Source organism: Shinella sp. GW821-FHT10F02 (assembly GCF_058809275.1).
The window spans coordinates 326604-346020 of record NZ_JBXASL010000005.1 but is presented as its reverse complement, the minus strand read 5'-3'; the positions used below and the strand labels follow the sequence as shown (position 1 = coordinate 346020).

Sequence of the window (19417 nt, the reverse complement as noted above, 5' to 3'; positions counted from 1 at the left end):
CCCGGTAACAACGGATCAAGGCGGATGCAAACAAAACCTTTCAGGATCGGCACGCGCGGCAGCCCGCTGGCGCTCGCCCAGGCCCACGAGACCCGCGCACGCCTGATGGCCGCCCATGGCCTGCCGGAAGAGATGTTCGAGATCGTCGTGCTCTCGACGAAGGGCGACCGCATCACCGACCGTTCGCTGGCGCTGATCGGCGGCAAGGGCCTGTTCACGGAAGAGATCGAGGCGCAGCTGTCCTCGGGCGAGCTGGATTTCGCCGTGCACTCCTCCAAGGACATGCCGACGAAGCTGCCGGACGGCCTCTATCTCTCCGCCTTCCTGCCGCGCGAGGACATGCGCGACGCCTTCATCGGCCGCTCCGCCGCCCGCCTACTGGATCTGCCTAAGGGCGCCACGGTCGGCTCGGCGTCGCTGCGCCGCCAGGCGCTTATCAAGCGTCTTCGGCCGGACCTCAACGTCATCGTCTTCCGCGGCCAGGTCGAGACCCGTCTGGCCAAGCTCGCCGAAGGCCAGGCGGATGCGACGCTGCTCGCCTATGCCGGCCTGAAGCGCCTCGGCAAGCTCGACGTGCCGACGGAAATCCTCGATCCCGTGTCCTTCCCGCCAGCGCCGGCGCAGGGCGCGATCGGCATCGAAAGCCGCATCGGCGATGCACGCATCGACGCGCTGCTGTCGGCCATCGACGACCGGCCAACCCGCGCCGCCGTCTCCTGCGAGCGCGGCTTCCTCGGCACGCTCGACGGCTCCTGCCGCACGCCGATCGCCGGTTACGCGACCGTCGAGGGCGAGCACCTCCAGTTCCGTGGCATGATTCTCACGCCCGACGGCAGCCAGTTCCATGAAATCGAAACGAGCGGCCCGGTGGGTGACGCCGAGCGGCTCGGCGCAGCGGCGGGGCAGGCTATCCGCGACAAAGCGGGAGCGGATTTCTTCGAAAGCTGGGGCTGATCCGTGCGCGTTCTCGTTCTTCGCCCGGAGCCCGCAGCCACCCGCACGGCGCGCAAGCTCGTGGCCCTGGGGCACGAGACGGTCCTGCTGTCGCTGTCCAAACCGGAACATGACATAAACGCGGTGAAGGCAGCGCTTGCCGAGCGCCATTCCGCCATCGCCATCACCAGCGCGGAAGTGGCCCGCCTGTTCGGCAAGATCGGCGACGATCTCGACCGCCACCTGCTGACGACCATCTTTTCCGTCGGCCAGGCGTCGGCCCATGCCGCGGAAGAGGCCGGTTTCCGCACCGTGCTCACCCCCGGCGGCGACGGCAAGGACCTCGCGGAGATGATCGTCGCCCATTGCCGCGATTTCGGCATGCCCGCCGAGCCGATCCTCTACCTCGCCGGCTTGCCCCGCGCGCGCAGCTTCGAAACCCGGCTGACGGAAGCGGGCATTCCGTTTCGCACCGTCGAAGCCTATCGCATGGTGCCGATCATCCCCCGGCGCACGGCGACGGAAACAGCCCTGCTGCGCCCGGTGCCGGATGCCGTGCTGTTCTATTCGCGCGAAAGTGCGCGCGCCTTCTTCGAACTGCCGCCGCTTGCCGAAATCCCGGAACGGTTCCTCTCGACGCTGATGCTCTGCATGAGCGCAAATGTCGCAAAGGCCGTGCCGCAACGTTTTGCGGCGCTGACGGTCGTCGCCTCCTCGCCCAACGAGGAAAGCCTGCTCGACCTGCTATAGCCGCAAGTGCCGGCGGATGAATCTGCCGCCGGGGTCTTTCCCTCGCCGCCTTCCCTGTCTAGGTTTAGTGCAGTGCACATGAATAGCAGGAGGTCGCCATGGAACCGGAAACCCCGTCCCGTCGCAAGAAAGCCGGCGACGAACCCGTGACGATCGACCTCGAAGCCGTTCCGGCCTCCGTCAGCAACGAGGCGCTCGCCGCCGAAGAAAAGCCGGAAGCCGACGTAGCGGCACCGGACGCCGAGCCCACGGAAACGACGACGACCGAGACGGAAACCACGGAAACCGTGACCGAAGAGACCGTCGCCGCCGAGCCCGAACCCATCGTCGAGGAAAAGCAGGAGCCGGTGGAGCCCGCCCGCGCGACCTATGAGGAGCCGGTGCGCGCGCAAACGCCGCCGCCCCCGCAGAAAAGCAATGCGGGCACGCTTGCCGCCAGCATTCTCGGCGGCCTGATCGCGCTTCTCGGCGCCGGCAGCCTGCAATATGGCGGCTACCTGCCCGCACTCGGCCCCGACCGGGCCGGCGACACCAGCGCCGTTTCCGCCCTTTCCAACGAGGTCGAGGCGCTGAAGACCCGCCTTTCCGAGGCCGGCACGGCAAGCCCGGTCGATCTCCAGCCGATCGAAACGCGGATCGCCGCGCTCGAAAAATCGACGGCCGAAGGCACGGGCGCGACCGGCGCAGCACCTGAAACCGTCACCAAGCTCGAAGGCGACGTGACGCGGCTGACGACGGAACTTGCGGCCCTGCGTGAGGCCATTGCGGCCGTGAGCTCGACCGAAAGCCAGCTGACCGAGCGCATCGCCGCCGCCGAGCAGAAACTCGACGAACCGCGCAGCGACATCGCGATGGCGCGCGCCGTCGCCGCAAGCGCCCTCAAGACCGCGATCGACCGCGGCGGCCCCTATCTTGCCGAACTGGAAGCCTTCGCCAGCATCTCGCCGGACGACCCGTCCGTTGCGGGCCTGCGCGAACAGGCCGCCATCGGCGTGCCGTCGCGCTCGGATCTCGTGCGTGACTTCCAGAAGACGGCGGATGCCATTCTGGATGCCGTGCACCAGCCGGAAGGCGACCAGGGCATCTTCAACCGCCTGATGTCGAGCGCCGCCTCGGCAATCCGCGTGCGCCCCGTCGGCATCGTGGAAGGCGATTCACCCGAGGCGATCGTCGCGCGCATCGAGACCAAGCTGCAGAACGGCGACTTCAAGGGCGCGCAGATAGAATGGCAGACCCTGCCGGAGGTGGGCCAGACCGCGGCGGCAGACTACAAGCGCACGCTCGACCAGCGTGTGGCCGTCGAAGGCCTGATCGGCGCCGTGGTTTCCGGCGCCATGAACGGCACCACGACCACCGGCAACCAGGGCTGAGGAGAAAGACTTCATGATTCGCATTCTGGTCTTCGCCCTCTTTGTACTGGCTCTTGCGGCAGGCTTTGCCTGGCTTGCCGACCGTCCCGGCGAACTCTCCATCATCTGGCAGGGCCAGCGGGCCGATATGAGCCTGATGGTCGCCGCCACGCTCGTCGTCTCGCTGATCGCCGCCGTCATGTTCACCTGGTGGATCGTGCGCGTGGTCTGGACCTCGCCGCACTCGATCCAGCGGTTTTTCCGCGCCCGCAAGCGCGACCGTGGCTACCAGGCGCTCTCGACCGGCCTGATCGCCGCCGGCGCGGGTGATGCCGCCGGTGCCCGGAAAATGCTGGGCCGCACCAAGGGCCTTCTCAGCGCCGACCAGGAGCCGCTCATCCACCTGCTCGAAGCGCAGGCCGCGATGATCGAAGGCCGCTACGACGACGCACGCAAAAAATTCGAACTGATGGCCGACGATCCCGAAACCCGCGAACTCGGCCTGCGCGGCCTCTACCTGGAAGCCCGCCGCCTCGGCGCCAACGAGGCCGCAAGGCAATATGCCGAGCGTGCCGCCGAAAAGGCGCCGCAGCTTCCCTGGGCGACCGAAGCGGCCCTCGAATACCGCTCCGAGGCCGGCGACTGGGACGAGGCGCTGCGGCTGCTCGGCGACGGCCGCTCCGGCTCGGCCGAGGAAAAGAAGGCGCATGCCCGCCGCCGGGCCGTGCTGCTCACCGCACGCGCTTCCGCAAAGCTCGATGCCGACCCGAAGGGTGCGCGCGACGATGCCCAGCACGCGCTGAAGCTCGATGAGAACTTCGTGCCGGCCGGCCTGATCGCCGCCAAGGCCTATCTGCGCGAAGACAACCTGCGCAAGGCGGCCTCCATTCTCGAAAAGCTCTGGAAGGCCACGGCGCATGGCGATGTCGCGAAACTTTACGTGCGCGCCCGCAGCGGCGATTCCGCGATCGACCGGCTGAAGCGGGCGGAGAAGCTCGAATCCATCCGGCCGAACAATGCCGAGGCGCTCTATGCCGTCGCCGAGGCAGCCCTTGAGACGCGCGACTTCGCCCTTGCCCGCACCAAGGCCGAAGCCGCTGCGCGTCTCTCGCCGCGCGAAAGCGCCTTCCTGCTGCTCGCCGATATCGAGGATGCCGAGACCGGCGACCAGGGGCGTATCCGCCACTGGATGAACCAGGCGCTGAAGGCGCCGCGCGATCCGGCCTGGACCGCCGACGGCATCACCGCACCGGAATGGCGCGCCATCTCGCCCGTCACCGGCCGACTCGACGCCTTCGAATGGAAGACGCCGGTGAGCGAGCTTCAGGGGCCGATCGAGGAAGGCTCCACGGACAGCGTCGACGAGGCGATCCGCACCCTGCCGCCGCTCGCCATCGAGGCGAAGCCGGCCGTCAGGACCGAACCGGTCGAGACGAAGGAAGCCGAAAAGCCGGTGGTCGTGGCGAGCGTCGTCGAACCGGCCCCGGTGAAGGAAATCATCGTCGCGGAAAAGGCGAAGGCGAAGCCGGAACCCGTGGTGGCCGAGGAGGAAGAACGACCGTTCTTCGGCCTGCCGGACGATCCGGGCGTCAAGGAAGGCGCCGTCAAACGGGACGGCACCAGCGGTTTCCGCTTGTTCTGAGAACACGTCCGGCGAAGCAACGGTTTGCTGGACGTGATGGGCATGCTCAAAGGGCTTGAGGGTAAACGGGGCGACAATCGATGTTCGAACGCTTGCAGCAGTTTCTGGCGAGCCTTTCCGGTGGCGAAAGCAAACCGGCCTTTGCCGCCGACGACCCGCGGGTCGCCGTCATCGCGCTCTGCATCCAGGTGATGGAGGCGGATGGCAAAGTGCTGGAGATCGAGAAGAAGGCGCTACGCGCCCGCTTCAAAGAGCTCTACGGCGTCGACGAGGCCGAGCTCGACGCGCTCGTTGCCGCCGGTACCGATGCCGAGAGCGAGGCGATCGACTTCTTCCGCTTTACCTCGGAACTGAAGCGCCAGCTTTCGGAGGACCAGCGCGTCGACCTGATCGGCCTGCTCTGGGAAATCGTCTATGCGGATGGCGAGAGGAGCGAGATGGAGGATCACGCGATCTGGCGCATTGCCGACCTGCTCGCCGTCTCGGGCCGCGAGCGCATCATGAAGCGGCAGCAAGTGGCCGAACGGGTGGAAGCCGTGGGGGAGAAAGAAGGAGAGGACGAAGCCTGAGCCATGCTCGATTTCCCCCGTAAACCGCGCCGCAGGCCGCCCGTGCTGGTCGTGCTGCACCAGGAGACCTCCAGCCCCGGCCGCGTCGGCCAGATCCTGCAGCAAATGGGCCATGCGCTGGATATCCGCCGCCCCGTGCTCGGCGATCCCCTGCCCGCCACGCTTGAGCACCATGCCGGCGCCGTCGTCTTCGGCGGGCCGATGAGCGCCAACGACGACGAGCCCTATGTGCGGGAAGAGATCGACTGGCTGTCGGTGCCCCTGAAAGAAAACCGCCCCTTCCTGGGCATCTGCCTCGGTGCGCAGATGCTGGTCAAGAATCTCGGCGGCAGGGTGTTCGGCCATGAAGAAGGCTGGACCGAGATCGGCTGGTATCCGCTGAAGGCGACGGAGGCGGGCACCGCGCTGCTGCCCTGGCCGGAAATGGTCTACCAGTTCCACCGCGAAGGTTTCGACCTGCCGTCCGGCGCCACGCTGCTTGCGACCGGCCATCACTACGAAAACCAGGCCTTCCGCTATGGCGACAAGGCCTGGGGCATCCAGTTCCACGGCGAGCTGACGCTCGCCATGATGCATCGCTGGGTCGTGCGCGGCGCACACCGCTTCGAGCTGCCGGGCGCCCAGATGGGCCGCGCCCATCTCGATGGCCGCCTGCTGCACGATGCGGCGCTGCGCCTCTGGATGACGTCCTTCCTCGACCGCATCTTCCACGAAGACTGACGGCAATTAAACATGTTGGCGGCGCATCCGGCGCGCGGCCTTGCTGGCTGCGCCCGCAATGGCTACATGTCAGCACGAAACCAATTGGAGACATCAATGATAGCGGTCATCAACACCCTATTGTTCATCATCAACATAGCGTGGTTCCTGGTGATCGCCTCGGCGATCTTCTCCTGGCTCTACGCCTTCAATGTCATCAACGCGAACAATCAGGTGATCGCGACCATCGGCCGCTCGCTCTATCAGCTGACCGAGCCGATCTACCGCCCGATCCGCCGCATCCTGCCGAATTTCGGTGGCGTCGATCTCTCGCCGCTCGTCGTGCTCGTCATCCTGTTCTTCCTGGAACAGGTGATCCGCACCGTGCTGGCGCCGGCGCTGCTGTCCTGAGCCAGCAGCAGTAGCCAGAAAAGAAAATCCTCCGGATCGCTGGCGACCCGGAGGATTTTGTCGAACGGTGCGAAGCGCTGGGAGCGCTTACTTGCCTTCGTTGTAGCGGGCGACGGCTTCGAGGATCATCCTCTTGGCGACGTCGACATCCTGCCAGCCGGCGATCTTCACCCACTTGCCGGGCTCCAGATCCTTGTAATGCGTGAAGAAGTGCTCGATCTGCTTGAGCGTGATTTCCGGCAGGTCGGTGTAGTTGGCGACCTTGTCGTAGCGGCGCGTCAGCTTCGGTACCGGCACGGCGATGATCTTCTCGTCCTTGCCGCCATCGTCTTCCATGACCAGCACGCCGATCGGGCGCACATTGATCACGCAGCCCGGAACGAGCGGGCGGGTGTTGGCGATGAGCACGTCGATCGGGTCGCCGTCTTCCGACAGCGTGTGCGGCACGAAGCCGTAATTGCCCGGATAGGTCATCGGCGTGTAGAGGAAACGGTCGACGACGAGCGCGCCGGCTTCCTTGTCCATCTCGTACTTGATCGGGTGGCCGCCGACCGGCACCTCGACAATGACGTTCACGTCGTCCGGCGGGTTCTTGCCAACGGAAATCGCATCGATACGCATGGAGGGGCTCCCTGAACTGCGGTGGTTTGTTTGCGGGCTTCCTAATGCGAATCCCGTTGCAGCGCAACATGACTTTCGCCGCAGGCCGAATAGACCGGCCCGGTCCGCCGTCTCCAAAAGGACCCGGAGGATTACAGATGCGCCCGATACACCTCGTTCTCGCCGCCGCGCTTGCCGCCGCCTCGGCCACGGCTGCCTTGGCCAATGAAAGCACCTATACCGAGCGCAATCTCGACGCCTGCGAGACCCTGTCGCAAACCGACGAAGGCCCGAGCATCACGATGAAATGCGCCGGCTACAAGGACCTGGGCGTCTATTTCAAGGAAGGCGACCTCCGGCAAAGCCAGGCCTATGGGCCGATCGGCAAGGTCTGGCTCGACGAGGCCTTCGAGAGCTTCGGCCCATTCAACCACACCAATGCAAAGGTCGAATGGCGGCTCGGCGCGGATGGGGCGCCTATCGCCACCATCGTGCGCTGGTTCGTCTCCGATCCGGAAACGACGAGCGACACCACCACGCGCTACGGCCAGGTCCTCGTCGTCTCGACGGTGGCGACGGCGGAAGATCCGACAAGCTGCGTCGTCGGTTATGTCGATGCGCTGGAGAACAAGGATGCCAACACGCTTGCCCGCACGGTAGCGGACGAAGAGGCATCCGGCTTCACCTGCGGCAAGAGCGAGCCGCAATGGCATGGCACCCGCGGAAAACTCGCCGGGGAGCCGATGCGCTATCTGCCGCAGAAAACCGAATAGGTCTCGGCTAGCGCCTGCCGTTATCGGGAGGCTTCAGGACCAGACGAAACCGACCTTCTTGAGTTCCTTCTCGCCGAAATTCTCCATGCCTTCGGCAATGTCGCGCCCGCCGGCGGAGCGGAAGAAGCGGTCGGCGTGCTCGCTGTCCTCCAGGCACCAGACGATCATGCCGTTGCAGCCGAGCGACTTCAGCAGGCGCTGCGCCTCTCCGAACAGCAGCCGGCCAAGGCCGATGCCCTGGTATTCCGGGCGAAGGTAAAGCTCGTAGATCTCGCCTTCCTGCGGCAGCGCACGGGCGCGGTTGAGGCCGAGCGTGGCATAGCCCGCCACGGTGCCCGCGACATCGAGCACCAGAAGGGTCGCGGGACCGCGCGTCGCCTTGCGCCACCAGGTCTCGTTGCGGCGGTCGACCATCTGGATCAGCGGTTTGTGCGGAATGAGGCCGCCATAGGCCTGCAGCCACGACACCCGATGCGTTTCGGATATCGCGCGCGCGTCCTGCGGCTCGGCGCGCCGCACATCGATCGACAGTGTTTTCATAACACGACTCTTATTCCGGCACCGATTCCACCGGAATCCCGCGGCAGGAGAAGTCTCTCTTTCCCCACAGGCGAGTTCCGTATGGCACACGGAAAAGTTAACGCTTTTTTAACAAACGTCACAAGTCGTAAAACGATGGCACACACATGAAAAACCCCGGTGCAGGCACCGGGGTTCAAAATGTCTCATTTCGGGAAGAAGCGCTTATGCCGCGCCGGCGGCACGCTGTTTGTCGAATCGCTTACGGTCGTTGGCGTCGAGGAACATCTTGCGCAGACGGATCGACTTCGGCGTCACTTCCATCAGTTCGTCGTCCTGGATCCACGAGAGAGCGCGGTCGAGCGTCATGCGGATCGGCGGGGTCAGCTTCACGGCTTCATCCTTGCCGGCGGCGCGGATGTTGGTGAGCTGCTTGCCCTTCAGCACGTTGACCTCGAGGTCGTTGTCACGGGTGTGGATGCCGATGATCATGCCCGCATAGACCTTTTCGCCCGGCTCGATGATCATCGGGCCGCGGTCTTCGAGGTTGAACATGGCATAGGCAACGGCTTCGCCCGACGCGTTCGACAGCAGCACGCCGTTGACGCGGCCGCCGATCGCACCCTTGTAGGGCTGGTAGTCGTGGAACAGGCGGTTCATGACAGCCGTGCCGCGCGTGTCGGTCAGCAGTTCCGACTGGTAGCCGATCAGGCCGCGGGTCGGCGCCAGGAACTTCAGGCGAATGCGGTTGCCGCCCGACGGACGAAGCTCCGTCATCTCGGCCTTGCGCTCGGACATCTTCTGCACGACGATACCCGAATGCTCTTCGTCAACGTCGACGACGACTTCTTCGATCGGCTCCATCGTGGTGCCGTTCTCGTCCTTGTGCATGACGACGCGCGGACGCGACACGGCCAGTTCGAAACCTTCGCGACGCATCGTTTCGATCAGCACGGCGAGCTGAAGTTCGCCACGGCCGGAAACGTAGAACGAATCCTTGCCTTCGGCCTCTTCGATCTTCAGCGCGACATTGCCTTCGGCTTCCTTGAACAGGCGGTCACGGATGACGCGGCTCGTCACCTTGTCGCCTTCGGTGCCGGCGAGCGGGCTGTCGTTGACGATGAAGGACATGGTGACGGTCGGCGGGTCGATCGGCTGCGCCTTCATGGCTTCGCTAACCGAGGGATCGCAGAACGTGTCGGCGACGGTGCCCTTGGAGAGACCGGCGATCGCGACGATGTCGCCCGCATGCGCTTCATCGATCGCCGTGCGCTCGATGCCGCGGAAGGCGAGGATCTTCGAGATGCGCCCGGTTTCGATCAGCTTGCCGTCCTGGCCGAGAACCTTAACGGCCTGGTTCGGCTTGATCGAGCCGGAATGGATGCGGCCGGTGATGATGCGGCCGAGGAAGGGGTTGGCTTCGAGGATCGTGCCGATCAGGCGGAACGGGCCTTCGGCGACCGTCGGCTCCGGAACGTGCTTCAGCACGAGGTCGAGCAGCGGCGCCATGCCTTCGTCCTTCGGGCCTTCCGGGTTGACGTTCATCCAGCCGTTACGGCCCGAACCGTAGAGGATCGGGAAGTCGAGCTGCTCGTCGGTGGCGTCGAGATTGGCGAACAAATCGAAGACCTCGTTCAGCACTTCCTCGTGACGGCCGTCCGGACGGTCGATCTTGTTGATCGCGACGATCGGCTTCAGACCAACTTTAAGGGCCTTACCGACCACGAACTTGGTCTGCGGCATCGGGCCTTCCGAGCTATCGACGAGAACGATCGCGCCGTCCACCATCGAGAGGATGCGTTCGACTTCGCCGCCGAAGTCGGCGTGGCCGGGGGTGTCGACGATGTTGATGCGAACGCCCTTCCAGTCCACCGAGGTCGCCTTGGCGAGAATGGTGATGCCGCGTTCCTTTTCGAGGTCGTTCGAGTCCATCACGCGTTCGGCGACGCGCTGGTTTTCACGGAACGAGCCGGACTGCTTCAGAAGCTCGTCAACGAGCGTGGTCTTGCCATGGTCGACGTGCGCGATGATCGCGATATTGCGGATGGACATGGTATAATCTCTGAGGTTCGGGGCGCGCAGGGTATGAGGGCGCCGTCTTCAATGGCCGGGCTCTTACATGTTTTTCCGCAATTGCGAAAGGGGCGGGACGCAACTCTGTTATCCTTCCGGCTCAAGGCTCGCCCGGATGCCACACCTCACGACGTGCGCACCGGCGGCAGCGTGACCCGCCATAGCTCCTGGTCCTCCCGGTCCATCAGCCGCACGGTCATCTCTTCGCTCGCCCCGTGGATGTCGACCAGGCCGAAGAATTGCAGGCCGGCGGACGGCGGAAGATTGCTGTCGACGCCGCCCTTCGACGATTTGATGAAGCGGACCTCGGGGCCGAAGGTGCTGTCGAGCGGCTTCGGGCCGTAAGTGCCGGAATGCAGCGGGCCGGAGACGAATTCCCAGAACGGATTGAACTCCTGGAATTTCGCCCGCGACGGATCGTAGTGGTGCGCGGCGGTATAGTGCACGTCCGCCGTCAGCCAGACGACATTGTGGATAGCATTGTCGCGCATGAAGGAGAGCAGGTCGGCGATTTCCCGCTCGCGCGCCGCCGGCGGTCCGTTCAGCCCGTCCGCCACGCCCTCGTAGCCGAGGCTGTTGGAATAATCGTCCCAGATGACGAGGCCGAGCGGCATGTCGCAGGCGATCACCTTCCACACCGCCTGTGAAGCCGCAAGCTCGCGCCGCAACCAGTCCGCCTGCCGCCAGCCGAACAGGCCGTTCTCCGTGCCGCCCTGGTTGGGGCTGCGATAGGAGCGCAGGTCGACGAAGAACACGTCGAGCAGCGGCCCATAGGCGACCTTGCGGAAGATGCGGCCGGGCTCGGTGGGGAAATAGCGGATCGAGGTCATCTCATGGAAGGCGCGCCGCGCGCGGGCCTCGTAGACGCCGATCTCCTTGTCCGGATAGCGCCGGTCCCCGGTGAGATCGCTCGATTCCGACCAGTTGTTCAGCACCTCGTGGTCGTCCCACTGGAAGAAGGTCGGGCACTGGCTGTTGAAGGCGAGCAGGTGCTCATCGAGCAGATTGTATTTCCACTGTCCCCGGAATTCTTCCAGCGTGCGCGCCACGTTGCGCTTCTCGTCGGTGACGATGCGGTTCTTCCAGACCCCACCATCGCGCAACGGGATTTCGTCCGGGATCGGGCCATCCGCATAGACCGTATCGCCCGAGTGGATGAAGAAATCCGGCTCGTGGCGCAGCATGGTCGAATAGGTCTTCATGCCGACATCGTCGATGCCCCAGCCCTGCCCGGCTGTATCGCCCGACCAGACGAAGCGCACCGACCGATTGCGCATCGGCGCCGTGCGAAAGCGCCCGACGATCGGCTCGGAGACGAGATGGCTGGAATAGGGGTCATTCGCCGTGAAGCGGTAAAAAATATCCTGGTCCGGCAGCAGGCCTTGCAGCATGGCCTTGACCGTGTTGTCGGACGTCCCCAGCGCCTTCTGCACCGGCATCCGGGCCGCATTGGTGAAACTTTCGGTGGTCGAATATTCGAGCACCACCTCCGCCGGCCGGTCGGTTCGTGCCCAGACCACGCCGGAGGAACAATCGACATCGCCGGACTGCACGCCGTGGGAGAAGGCCGGACTGCCATGCCGCCGCGCATAATAGGGAACCGCCAGCGCCGAGGATGTGGCCAGCGCGCCGGCCCCCGCAGTCAGAAGAAACGAGCGCCGCGTCAGCGTCTCGGGAACAATCGCCATGCCACCTCCGGCCTGACCCGCGAATCGAAACGCCAGGCGGGCAGACCATGAGTCTTCGCCATGTCAGTCCGGTAACGGGAGCATGACGTTTCGCCGAAAGTTCGGTGACGGAAGGATGACGGTGCGAGGTGGCGCGAGCGGTTGCCAGGGGAAGCAACCGCACCCATGCCGGAGGTTTCCGGCCACAGCCACAACCTCTCCTCCGTCATGGTCGGGCCTGACCCGACCATCCACCCACCGGCACGCCGTGGATGTGGATCCTCGGGTCAAGCCCGAGGATGACGTTGGTGGGTTGTGTGCCCGTCTCCAGAAAGGGTTTAGGCCGCCAGCCCCTTCTTCTCCAGCATCGCCTCCGGGCTCGGCAGCTTGCCGCGGAAGGCCTTGTAGGCGTCTTCCGGGTCGACGGAGCCGCCGACGGCGTAGATGTAGGTCTTCAGCCGTTCGGCCATGGCCGGGTTGAAGGCGTCGCCCGTCTCCGTGAAGGCGGCGAAGGCGTCGGCGTCGAGCACTTCCGACCACATGTAGGAATAATAGCCGGCCGAATAACCGTCACCGGAGAAGACGTGCTGGAAGTGCGGCGTCGCGTGGCGCATGACGATCGATTTCGGCAGGCCGATCTTGTCCAGCACCTCTGCCTGCACCGCCATCGGATCCTCCACCGGACCGCGCGTATGAAACGCCATGTCGACCAGCGCCGAGGAAGTAAACTCCACCGTCGCGAAGCCGGAATTGAAGGTGCGGGCGGCAAGCACCTTGTCGAGCAGCGCCTGCGGCATCGCCTCGCCCGTCTGATAATGCACCGCATAACGCGTCAAAATTTCCGGCACGGTCAGCCAATGTTCGTAGAGCTGCGAGGGCAGTTCGACGAAATCGCGCGACACGCCGGTGCCGGAGACCGAGGGGTAGGTGACGTCGGACAGCATGCCGTGCAGCGCATGGCCGAATTCGTGGAACAGCGTGCGTGCATCGTCGAGCGACAGCAGCGCCGGCTTGCCTTCGGCAGGCTTCGCAAAATTGCAGACGTTGTAGATGATCGGGATTTCGCCGACCGTGCCATTCTTGAGCGGCAGGCGGTGCTGGCTCTGGTAGGAGCTCATCCAGGCGCCCGAGCGTTTCGAGGAACGGGCGAAATAATCGCCAAGGAACATGGCGACAAGCTTGTCGTTGCGATCGCGGATCTCGAAGACCCGCACGTCGGGATGATAGGCCGGCACATCCTTCTTCTCGATCGCGTGGATATCGAACAGGCGTTCGGCGACATCGAAGCAGGCCTCGATGATCTTTTCGAGCTGGAGATAGGGTTTCAGTTCGGCCTCGGAGAAGTTGAATTTCCGGGAGCGCTGCTTTTCCGCATAATAGCGCCAGTCCCAGGGCATGACCTCGTGGTTGCGCCCTTCCTCCGCGACAAGGGCGGCAAGTTCCGCCTCCTCCTCGCGCGCCCGAGCCACAGCCTTTTCCCAGACCTGCATCAAGAGGCCGTTCACCGCCTGCGGCGTCTTCGCCATCGTGTTGTCGAGCTTCAACGCCGCAAAATTTTCGTAGCCGAGCAGGCCGGCCTTTTCGGCGCGCAGCGTCAGCGTCTCCTTGACGATGCCGCGATTGTCCGTAGCCCCCTCGTTTTCGCCGCGCGCCACCCAGGCCCTGAAGGCCTGCTCGCGCAGGTCGCGCCGTGCTGAGGCGGTGAGGAACGGCTCGATGATCGAGCGCGACAGCGTCACCGCATAGCGCCCGTCATGGCCGCGTTCCCGCGCCGCCGCCGCCATGGCGTCTTTCAGGAAATCCGGCAGGCCATCGAGCGCATCGCCCTCGTCGAGATAGAGCGCCCACTCCTTCTCGTCGGCGAGCACGTTCTGGCCGAATTTCGCGCCGAGACCGGCCAGCGTCTCGTTGATCGAGGAGAGCCGTTCCTGCTCGGGCTTTTCGAGCTTGGCGCCGGATTTGACGAAACCCTTCCAGTGCCGTTCCAGCACCCGGGTCTGCTCCAGCGAGAGCCCTAGGGCCTCCCGGCCTTCCCACAGCGCATCGATGCGCTGGAAGAGCGCGGCGTTGGTGCCGATCTTCGAATAGTGCCGCGACATTTTTGGCGCGATCTCGCGTTCCAGCGCCTGGATCACGTCGTTGGTGTTGGCGCCCGCCCGGCTCCAGAACAGCGCCGAGACGCGGGAAAGCTCATCGCCGGCGGTTTCGAGCGCGACGATGGTGTTCTCGAAGGTCGCGGGCTCCGGATTGCCGGCGATCGCGTCGATCTCCGCCTCGTGCGACGCCAGCGCCACATCGAAGCTCGCCGCGAAGGCCTCGTCCTTGACGAGATCGAAACGCGGCAGGCCGTTGAGGCCGGTCCATTCGACGAGGGCGGGATCGATGCGCGTTTCGGTCATGGGGCTGGTCCTTCCTGGCAAATCATCGTGCGGCGAATATAGGAAGGGACAGGGGCATTGGTACAGGGCGCCCACCAGAAAATACGGGAACCGGACGCGCCTGTCCGCGTTTGGACGATGTGGCGCCCTGCCTCTTGACGCGGAAGGCAACTTCGGAGAGAACAGCCCCATCCGCGGCCTTTGACTTGGGTTGCCGCGGGAACCCTGGTGCCGGGCCCCTCTGGCGAGAGTTTTTACGGCGCTCTCGTGATGTCGGTACCGCCAGCAATTAGCCGGCGGATTCATACGCACATGAACATCCTGACCATGCCTTACCCGCATGCCCGTTGTGGTATGCGCAAACTCGTTTCTTCCCTCACCGTGGCTTCCAGAATGGAGGCGCTGTCATGATCGGCAACGGCGAAGGCAAGACCACCCTCTCCTATCTCAAATGGGCATTAATCTCGACCGGCATCGGCCTGGCGCTCGGCGCCTGGCTCGGCTGGCAGACGACCGGAACGATCTCCGGCATGGCGACCGTCTTCTTCATCTGCGCCGTTCTCGCGGTGCTGGAGATTTCGCTCTCCTTCGACAATGCCATTGTGAATGCCAACAAGCTCAAGGACATGACGCCGGTCTGGCAACGCCGGTTCCTGACCTGGGGCATCCTGATTGCCGTCTTCGGCATGCGCATCGTCTTCCCGCTGCTGATCGTCGTCATCGCCGCCGGTATCGGCCCGATCGACGCGCTCATCCTCGCTGCCCGCGAGCCTGCGGAATATGCCCGCATCATGAACGACGCGCATCTGCCCATCGCCGCCTTCGGCGGTACCTTCCTGATGATGGTCGGCCTCACCTACTTCTTCAACCATGAGAAGGATGTGCACTGGATCGGCTTCATCGAGAAGCACATGGCTCGGTCTGCGACCGTCAAGGGCATCGAGATCGCCTTCGTTCTCGCGCTCATCATCGGTTTCTCGAAGCTTCTGGAACCGGCAGAGGCCAACACCTTCGTGCATGCGGCGGTCTACGGCCTCCTCACCTTCCTTGCAGTGGAAGTGATCGGCGGCCTGCTCGATGCGTCGCAGAAGGCGATGTCGGAAGCGGCCAAGGGCGGCCTCGGCGCCTTCATCTATCTGGAAGTGCTGGATGCCAGCTTCTCCTTCGATGGCGTCATCGGCGCCTTCGCGCTGACGCAGAACCTCTTCGTCATCGCCATCGGCCTCGGCATCGGCGCCATGTATGTGCGCTCGATGACCATCATGCTGGTGGAGAAGGGCACGCTGGCCGAATACCGCTATCTGGAGCACGGCGCGTTCTACGCGATCCTGATCCTCTCGGTGGTCATGTACTGCCAGACGCTGGTGCACATTCCGGAGGTCATCACCGGCCTTGGCGGCGCCACGCTCATCGGCATCTCGCTCTGGTCCTCCATCCGCTACAACAGGCGCGAGAAGGAAATGGGGCATCACAGCGCCCCGCATGCCGGCGACCGCGTCGCGGCACAGCTCGGCGAGAAAGCCTAAGAAACCGAGCCGGCCGTTTCGACCGGCCGGCTTCTTCTTACGGAAAGAAGTAACCCCGAAATACAGAAGGCCCGCTGGTCTTGCGACCAGCGGGCCTTTTCATTGGGAAAATTCGCTGACCCGCGTTAGACGCGCGGGAAATCGGCGGGGTTGATGCCGAGGGTCTTCAGGTCGCGTTCCTTCGGGCGGCGGTGCCCTTCGACTGCCGCGGCGGCTGCATTGGCAGCGCTCAGTACGGCGAAGGCCCGGCCGAAGAAGCCCTGGGCGAAGGAGTTGCGGAGGGTGGTCATTTGGATTGCTCGCTTTCTGTTTTAGCTTACGAGCAGAAGATGATGCTTCGGGCCCGAAAGAACAACAGACGGATTGTCAGGCCAGCCATGCAAATGATGCAGGCCGGAAACGAGGTTTCCGGCCTGCATGTTTTCAATCGTTAAAGAACAGTATCAGTCTTCGTTCGCCGCAAACTGCGAGAGAACTTCGCCCTTGCCGCGCGCGCGCAGGATGAGCGGCACGACGACGGCGAGAACCGCGACCGCGAAGAGCACGGCGGCGATCGGCGACATGAAGAGCGAGGTCACGTCGCCCTGGCTGATCGCCAGCGCGCGGCGCAACTGCTGTTCCGCCATCGGCCCGAGGATGAGGCCGACGACGACGGGCGCGATCGGATAGCCGAAGATGCGCATGGCAAAGCCGAGCAGGCCGAAGGTCAGCAACATGCCGAGCTCGAACACCGACGGATTGGCGCCGATCGTGCCGAGGGTCGCAAACAGCAGGATGCCGGCATAGAGCCAGGGCTTGGGGATGGTCAGCAGCTTTACCCAGAGGCCGATCAGCGGCAGGTTCAGCACCAGCAGCATGAAATTGGCGATGAGCAGGCTGGCGATGAGGCCCCAGACGAGCTGCGGATTGGTGGCGAACAAGAGTGGGCCGGGCTGGAGCCCATATTGCTGGAAGCCGGCGAGCATGATCGCCGCCGTCGCCGTCGTCGGCAGGCCGAGGGACAGCAGTGGCACGAGCGTGCCGGCGGCGGACGCATTGTTCGCCGCTTCCGGACCGGCGACGCCCTCGATGGCGCCCTTGCCGAACTCGTCCTTGTGCTTGGAGAACTGCTTTTCCGTCGAATAGGAGAGGAAGCTCGCGATGTCGGCACCGCCGGCCGGCATGGCACCGATCGGGAAGCCGATGAAGGTGCCGCGCAGCCAGGGTTTCCAGGAGCGCGCCCAGTCCTCCTTGCTCATCCAGACCGAGCCCTTGACCGCCTCCACCTTCTCGGGGATGCGGTCGCCCTGACAGGCGACATAGAGCGTCTCGCCGATGGCGAACATGGCCACGGCAAGCGTCGTCACCTCGATGCCGTCGAGCAGGTCCGGAATGCCGAAGGAAAGCCGCGCCTGGCCGGTCTGCTGGTCGATGCCGATGACGGCAAGGCCGAGGCCGACGAAGAGGGCGGTGAGGCCGCGCAGCGTCGAATCGCCGAAGGCGGCCGATACGGTCACAAAGGCGAGCACCATCAGCGCGAAATATTCGCGCGGGCCGAAGGAGAGCGCAAATTTCACCACGAAGGGCGCGATGAAGGCGAGGCCGAGCGTCGCGATGAGGCCGGCGACGAAGGAGCCGATCGCCGCCGTCGCAAGTGCGGGACCGCCGCGCCCGGCGCGCGCCATCTTGTTGCCTTCGAGCGCAGTGACGACCGAGGCGCTTTCGCCCGGCGTGTTGAGCAGGATCGACGTCGTCGAGCCGCCATACATGCCGCCGTAATAGATGCCGGCGAACATGATCAGCGAACCGGCCGGATCGAGCTTGTAGGTGACGGGCAGCAGCAGCGCCACGGTGAGCGCCGGGCCGATGCCGGGCAGAACGCCGACGGCGGTGCCGAGCGTGACGCCGATCAGCGCATAAAGCAGGTTCATCGGCTGGGCGGCGATGGCGATGCCCTGCAACAGGAATTCGAAAGTACCCATTGTCAGGCCCTCAGAAGAACAGGTGCTCGAGCGGCCCGGCGGGCAGCGAGAGTTGCAGGAAGCGGCCGAAGATGATGAAGACGACGAAGCTCAGCGCGATGCCGATCGGCAGCGAGATCCAGAGCTTGCGCCGGCCGAAGCCGAAGGCGGTAAGCGCGAAGAGCACGCCCGTGGCGATGGAAAAGCCCGCGGTCTTGAGCAGCAGCATCTGCGCGGCAAGGCCGGCGACGATCATCACGACCGGCTGGATCTCGATGGGCTCGCGCTCGGGAAAATCACCGCGCCAGGCTTCGAAACCGGTCCAGATGGCAAGCAGTGCCAGGCCGATGGCCACGACATGCGGCACCGTGGCAGGCCCGATTCGGGAGTAGTTGCTCATCTCCGCAAGGCGTCCGGCATCCCACCAGATCACGGCGGCGAGGATGAAGAGGACCGGTGCGATGACCAGCGCCGCCCGATCAGGGCGGCGCTTTCCGTGTGAGGACGGGACCTCGCTCATTTGACGAGCCCGATGTCCTTGAGGATGGCTTCCGTCGAGGCGACATCCTTGTCGAGCTGCGCCTTGAAGGCGTCGCCGGCGAGATAGGTGTTCTGCCAACCCTTGGTCTTCAGGATTTCCTTCCAGGAGTCGGAATTGACCACCTTTTCGATATCGGCGTTGATCGCAGCCACCTGCTCGGCCGAAAGGCCGGGAGCGGCAGCAACCATGCGCCAGTTTTCGACGACGACGTCGAGGCCGCCTTCCTTGATGGTCGGCGCGTCGATGCCTTCGACACGCTCGGCGCTGGAGATGGCGATCAGGCGCAGCGTGCCAGCCTTCACCTGGGCTTCGAACTCGCCATAGCCGGAAATGCCGGCCGTCACCTGGTTGCCGAGGATCGCGGCGAGCGCTTCACCACCGCCCGCATAGGCAATGTAGTTGATCTTGGTCGGGTCGACGCCGGCCGCCTTGGCGATCAGGCCGACGGCGATGTGGTCCGTGCCACCGGCGGAGCCGCCAGCCCAGGAAACCGCGCCCGGATCTGCCTTCAGCGCGGTGACGAGGTCCTGCATGTTCTGGATCGGCGACGATGCCGGAACGACGATCGCTTCATATTCGCCGGTGAGGCGGGCGATCGGCGTGACATCCTTGAGGGTGACCGGCGACTGGTTGGTGAGGATCGCGCCGACCATGACGTAGCCGCCGATGATGAGGGCGTTGGCATTGCCGGAATTCTGGCTGGCGAACTGGGCAAGGCCGATCGTGCCGCCGGCGCCCGGAACGTTGATCACCTGGACGCTGCCGGAAATCTTTTCATCCTGCAGGACCGTCTGCAGCGAGCGGGCCGTCTGGTCCCAGCCGCCGCCGGGGCCGGCCGGTGCGATGATCGAATAATCTGCGGCGAAGGCCGGCAGCGCCATGGCGCCGGCGATAAGGGATGCCAGGAAGAAATGTTTCAAGAGTGTGTCCTCCATCAGGCGCGGCTGAAATCCGCGCGTCGTTGCTTATGGGGGGAGGAACGGATCGGCCGCGGGCAACGCGAACAGGGTTCGCGGGCGCGATTTCGGCTGAAGTCTCCTCCCAGGT

General features: G+C 64.6%; 18 protein-coding genes. 9 read left to right on the top strand and 9 right to left on the bottom strand.

Annotated features, from left to right (window positions below; translation table 11 throughout):
* Positions 1–24: 24 nt before the first annotated feature.
* The 7 genes from hemC (at position 25) to AC1RWL_RS17765 (ending at position 6353) form a co-directional block, all read left to right on the top strand.
* A complete protein-coding gene (gene hemC / locus AC1RWL_RS17795; RefSeq protein ID WP_493095423.1) occupies positions 25–954 on the top strand; it encodes a hydroxymethylbilane synthase in 930 nt (309 codons plus the stop codon).
* A 3-nt stretch (positions 955–957) separates the two neighbouring features.
* On the top strand, positions 958–1683 hold the full coding sequence (locus AC1RWL_RS17790; protein ID WP_493095424.1) for a uroporphyrinogen-III synthase: 726 nt from the start codon (positions 958–960) through the stop codon (positions 1681–1683).
* A 98-nt stretch (positions 1684–1781) separates the two neighbouring features.
* Positions 1782–3053, top strand: coding sequence for a COG4223 family protein (locus tag AC1RWL_RS17785; RefSeq protein WP_493095425.1), 1272 nt, complete (start codon positions 1782–1784; stop codon positions 3051–3053).
* A 13-nt stretch (positions 3054–3066) separates the two neighbouring features.
* Entirely contained in the window at positions 3067–4674 is a 1608-nt protein-coding gene (locus AC1RWL_RS17780; protein ID WP_493095426.1) for a heme biosynthesis protein HemY, read from the top strand.
* Between the two features lie 80 nt (positions 4675–4754).
* On the top strand, positions 4755–5243 hold the full coding sequence (locus AC1RWL_RS17775; RefSeq protein ID WP_493095427.1) for a tellurite resistance TerB family protein: 489 nt from the start codon (positions 4755–4757) through the stop codon (positions 5241–5243).
* Between the two features lie 3 nt (positions 5244–5246).
* A complete protein-coding gene (locus AC1RWL_RS17770; protein ID WP_256119445.1) occupies positions 5247–5963 on the top strand; it encodes a glutamine amidotransferase in 717 nt (238 codons plus the stop codon).
* 96 nt (positions 5964–6059) lie between these two features.
* Positions 6060–6353, top strand: a complete 294-nt coding sequence (locus AC1RWL_RS17765; RefSeq protein WP_256119446.1) for a YggT family protein — start codon at positions 6060–6062, stop codon at positions 6351–6353.
* 87 nt (positions 6354–6440) lie between these two features.
* Here the strand turns inward: AC1RWL_RS17765 and ppa are convergent, their stop codons facing one another.
* Positions 6441–6974 (bottom strand): inorganic diphosphatase, encoded by a 534-nt coding sequence (ppa, locus tag AC1RWL_RS17760; RefSeq protein WP_256119447.1) that lies wholly within the window; start codon positions 6972–6974, stop codon positions 6441–6443.
* Positions 6975–7111: 137 nt separating this feature from the next.
* Between ppa and AC1RWL_RS17755 the strand changes: the two genes are divergently transcribed.
* Complete coding sequence (locus tag AC1RWL_RS17755) at positions 7112–7726, top strand: hypothetical protein (protein WP_493095428.1); 615 nt, start codon at positions 7112–7114, stop codon at positions 7724–7726.
* A 33-nt stretch (positions 7727–7759) separates the two neighbouring features.
* On the opposite strand, the gene AC1RWL_RS17750 is transcribed toward AC1RWL_RS17755, so the two are convergent.
* The 4 genes from AC1RWL_RS17750 to AC1RWL_RS17735 all read right to left on the bottom strand — a co-directional run bounded on the left by AC1RWL_RS17750 (position 7760) and on the right by AC1RWL_RS17735 (position 14384).
* A complete protein-coding gene (locus AC1RWL_RS17750) occupies positions 7760–8266 on the bottom strand; it encodes a GNAT family N-acetyltransferase (RefSeq protein ID WP_256119449.1) in 507 nt (168 codons plus the stop codon).
* Between the two features lie 204 nt (positions 8267–8470).
* Positions 8471–10297: a translational GTPase TypA gene (gene typA / locus AC1RWL_RS17745; RefSeq protein ID WP_493095429.1), complete on the bottom strand. Its 1827-nt coding sequence runs from the start codon at positions 10295–10297 to the stop codon at positions 8471–8473.
* A 146-nt stretch (positions 10298–10443) separates the two neighbouring features.
* Positions 10444–12006 (bottom strand): alkaline phosphatase D family protein, encoded by a 1563-nt coding sequence (locus tag AC1RWL_RS17740; protein ID WP_493095430.1) that lies wholly within the window; start codon positions 12004–12006, stop codon positions 10444–10446.
* Positions 12007–12323: 317 nt separating this feature from the next.
* A complete protein-coding gene (locus AC1RWL_RS17735) occupies positions 12324–14384 on the bottom strand; it encodes a M3 family metallopeptidase (RefSeq protein ID WP_493095431.1) in 2061 nt (686 codons plus the stop codon).
* A gap of 386 nt (positions 14385–14770) precedes the next feature.
* Between AC1RWL_RS17735 and AC1RWL_RS17730 the strand changes: the two genes are divergently transcribed.
* Positions 14771–15889 (top strand): DUF475 domain-containing protein, encoded by a 1119-nt coding sequence (locus AC1RWL_RS17730; RefSeq protein WP_493095432.1) that lies wholly within the window; start codon positions 14771–14773, stop codon positions 15887–15889.
* 125 nt (positions 15890–16014) lie between these two features.
* Here AC1RWL_RS17730 and AC1RWL_RS17725 read toward each other — a convergent pair whose 3' ends face one another.
* The 4 genes from AC1RWL_RS17725 to AC1RWL_RS17710 form a co-directional block, all read right to left on the bottom strand.
* On the bottom strand, positions 16015–16179 hold the full coding sequence (locus tag AC1RWL_RS17725; RefSeq protein ID WP_171902425.1) for a hypothetical protein: 165 nt from the start codon (positions 16177–16179) through the stop codon (positions 16015–16017).
* Between the two features lie 153 nt (positions 16180–16332).
* Positions 16333–17850, bottom strand: coding sequence for a tripartite tricarboxylate transporter permease (locus AC1RWL_RS17720; protein WP_493095433.1), 1518 nt, complete (start codon positions 17848–17850; stop codon positions 16333–16335).
* Positions 17851–17860: 10 nt separating this feature from the next.
* A complete protein-coding gene (locus AC1RWL_RS17715) occupies positions 17861–18349 on the bottom strand; it encodes a tripartite tricarboxylate transporter TctB family protein (RefSeq protein WP_493095434.1) in 489 nt (162 codons plus the stop codon).
* Complete coding sequence (locus tag AC1RWL_RS17710; RefSeq protein ID WP_493095435.1) at positions 18346–19290, bottom strand: Bug family tripartite tricarboxylate transporter substrate binding protein; 945 nt, start codon at positions 19288–19290, stop codon at positions 18346–18348. The genes AC1RWL_RS17715 and AC1RWL_RS17710 overlap by 4 nt, the downstream gene beginning before the upstream one ends.
* Between the last annotated feature and the right edge of the window lie 127 nt (positions 19291–19417).

Excerpts from the sequence above, each read along its gene's own strand:
- hemC (WP_493095423.1), top strand. The coding sequence starts at position 25 with ATGCAAACAAAACCTTTCAGGATCGGCACGCGCGGCAGCCCGCTGGCG.
- AC1RWL_RS17785 (WP_493095425.1), top strand. The coding sequence starts at position 1,782 with ATGGAACCGGAAACCCCGTCCCGTCGCAAGAAAGCCGGCGACGAACCC.
- AC1RWL_RS17780 (WP_493095426.1), top strand. The coding sequence starts at position 3,067 with ATGATTCGCATTCTGGTCTTCGCCCTCTTTGTACTGGCTCTTGCGGCA.
- AC1RWL_RS17775 (WP_493095427.1), top strand. The coding sequence starts at position 4,755 with ATGTTCGAACGCTTGCAGCAGTTTCTGGCGAGCCTTTCCGGTGGCGAA.
- AC1RWL_RS17770 (WP_256119445.1), top strand. The coding sequence starts at position 5,247 with ATGCTCGATTTCCCCCGTAAACCGCGCCGCAGGCCGCCCGTGCTGGTC.
- AC1RWL_RS17765 (WP_256119446.1), top strand. The coding sequence starts at position 6,060 with ATGATAGCGGTCATCAACACCCTATTGTTCATCATCAACATAGCGTGG.
- ppa (WP_256119447.1), bottom strand. The coding sequence starts at position 6,974 with ATGCGTATCGATGCGATTTCCGTTGGCAAGAACCCGCCGGACGACGTG.
- AC1RWL_RS17755 (WP_493095428.1), top strand. The coding sequence starts at position 7,112 with ATGCGCCCGATACACCTCGTTCTCGCCGCCGCGCTTGCCGCCGCCTCG.
- AC1RWL_RS17750 (WP_256119449.1), bottom strand. The coding sequence starts at position 8,266 with ATGAAAACACTGTCGATCGATGTGCGGCGCGCCGAGCCGCAGGACGCG.
- typA (WP_493095429.1), bottom strand. The coding sequence starts at position 10,297 with ATGTCCATCCGCAATATCGCGATCATCGCGCACGTCGACCATGGCAAG.
- AC1RWL_RS17740 (WP_493095430.1), bottom strand. The coding sequence starts at position 12,006 with ATGGCGATTGTTCCCGAGACGCTGACGCGGCGCTCGTTTCTTCTGACT.
- AC1RWL_RS17735 (WP_493095431.1), bottom strand. The coding sequence starts at position 14,384 with ATGACCGAAACGCGCATCGATCCCGCCCTCGTCGAATGGACCGGCCTC.
- AC1RWL_RS17730 (WP_493095432.1), top strand. The coding sequence starts at position 14,771 with ATGATCGGCAACGGCGAAGGCAAGACCACCCTCTCCTATCTCAAATGG.
- AC1RWL_RS17725 (WP_171902425.1), bottom strand. The coding sequence starts at position 16,179 with ATGACCACCCTCCGCAACTCCTTCGCCCAGGGCTTCTTCGGCCGGGCC.
- AC1RWL_RS17720 (WP_493095433.1), bottom strand. The coding sequence starts at position 17,850 with ATGGGTACTTTCGAATTCCTGTTGCAGGGCATCGCCATCGCCGCCCAG.
- AC1RWL_RS17715 (WP_493095434.1), bottom strand. The coding sequence starts at position 18,349 with ATGAGCGAGGTCCCGTCCTCACACGGAAAGCGCCGCCCTGATCGGGCG.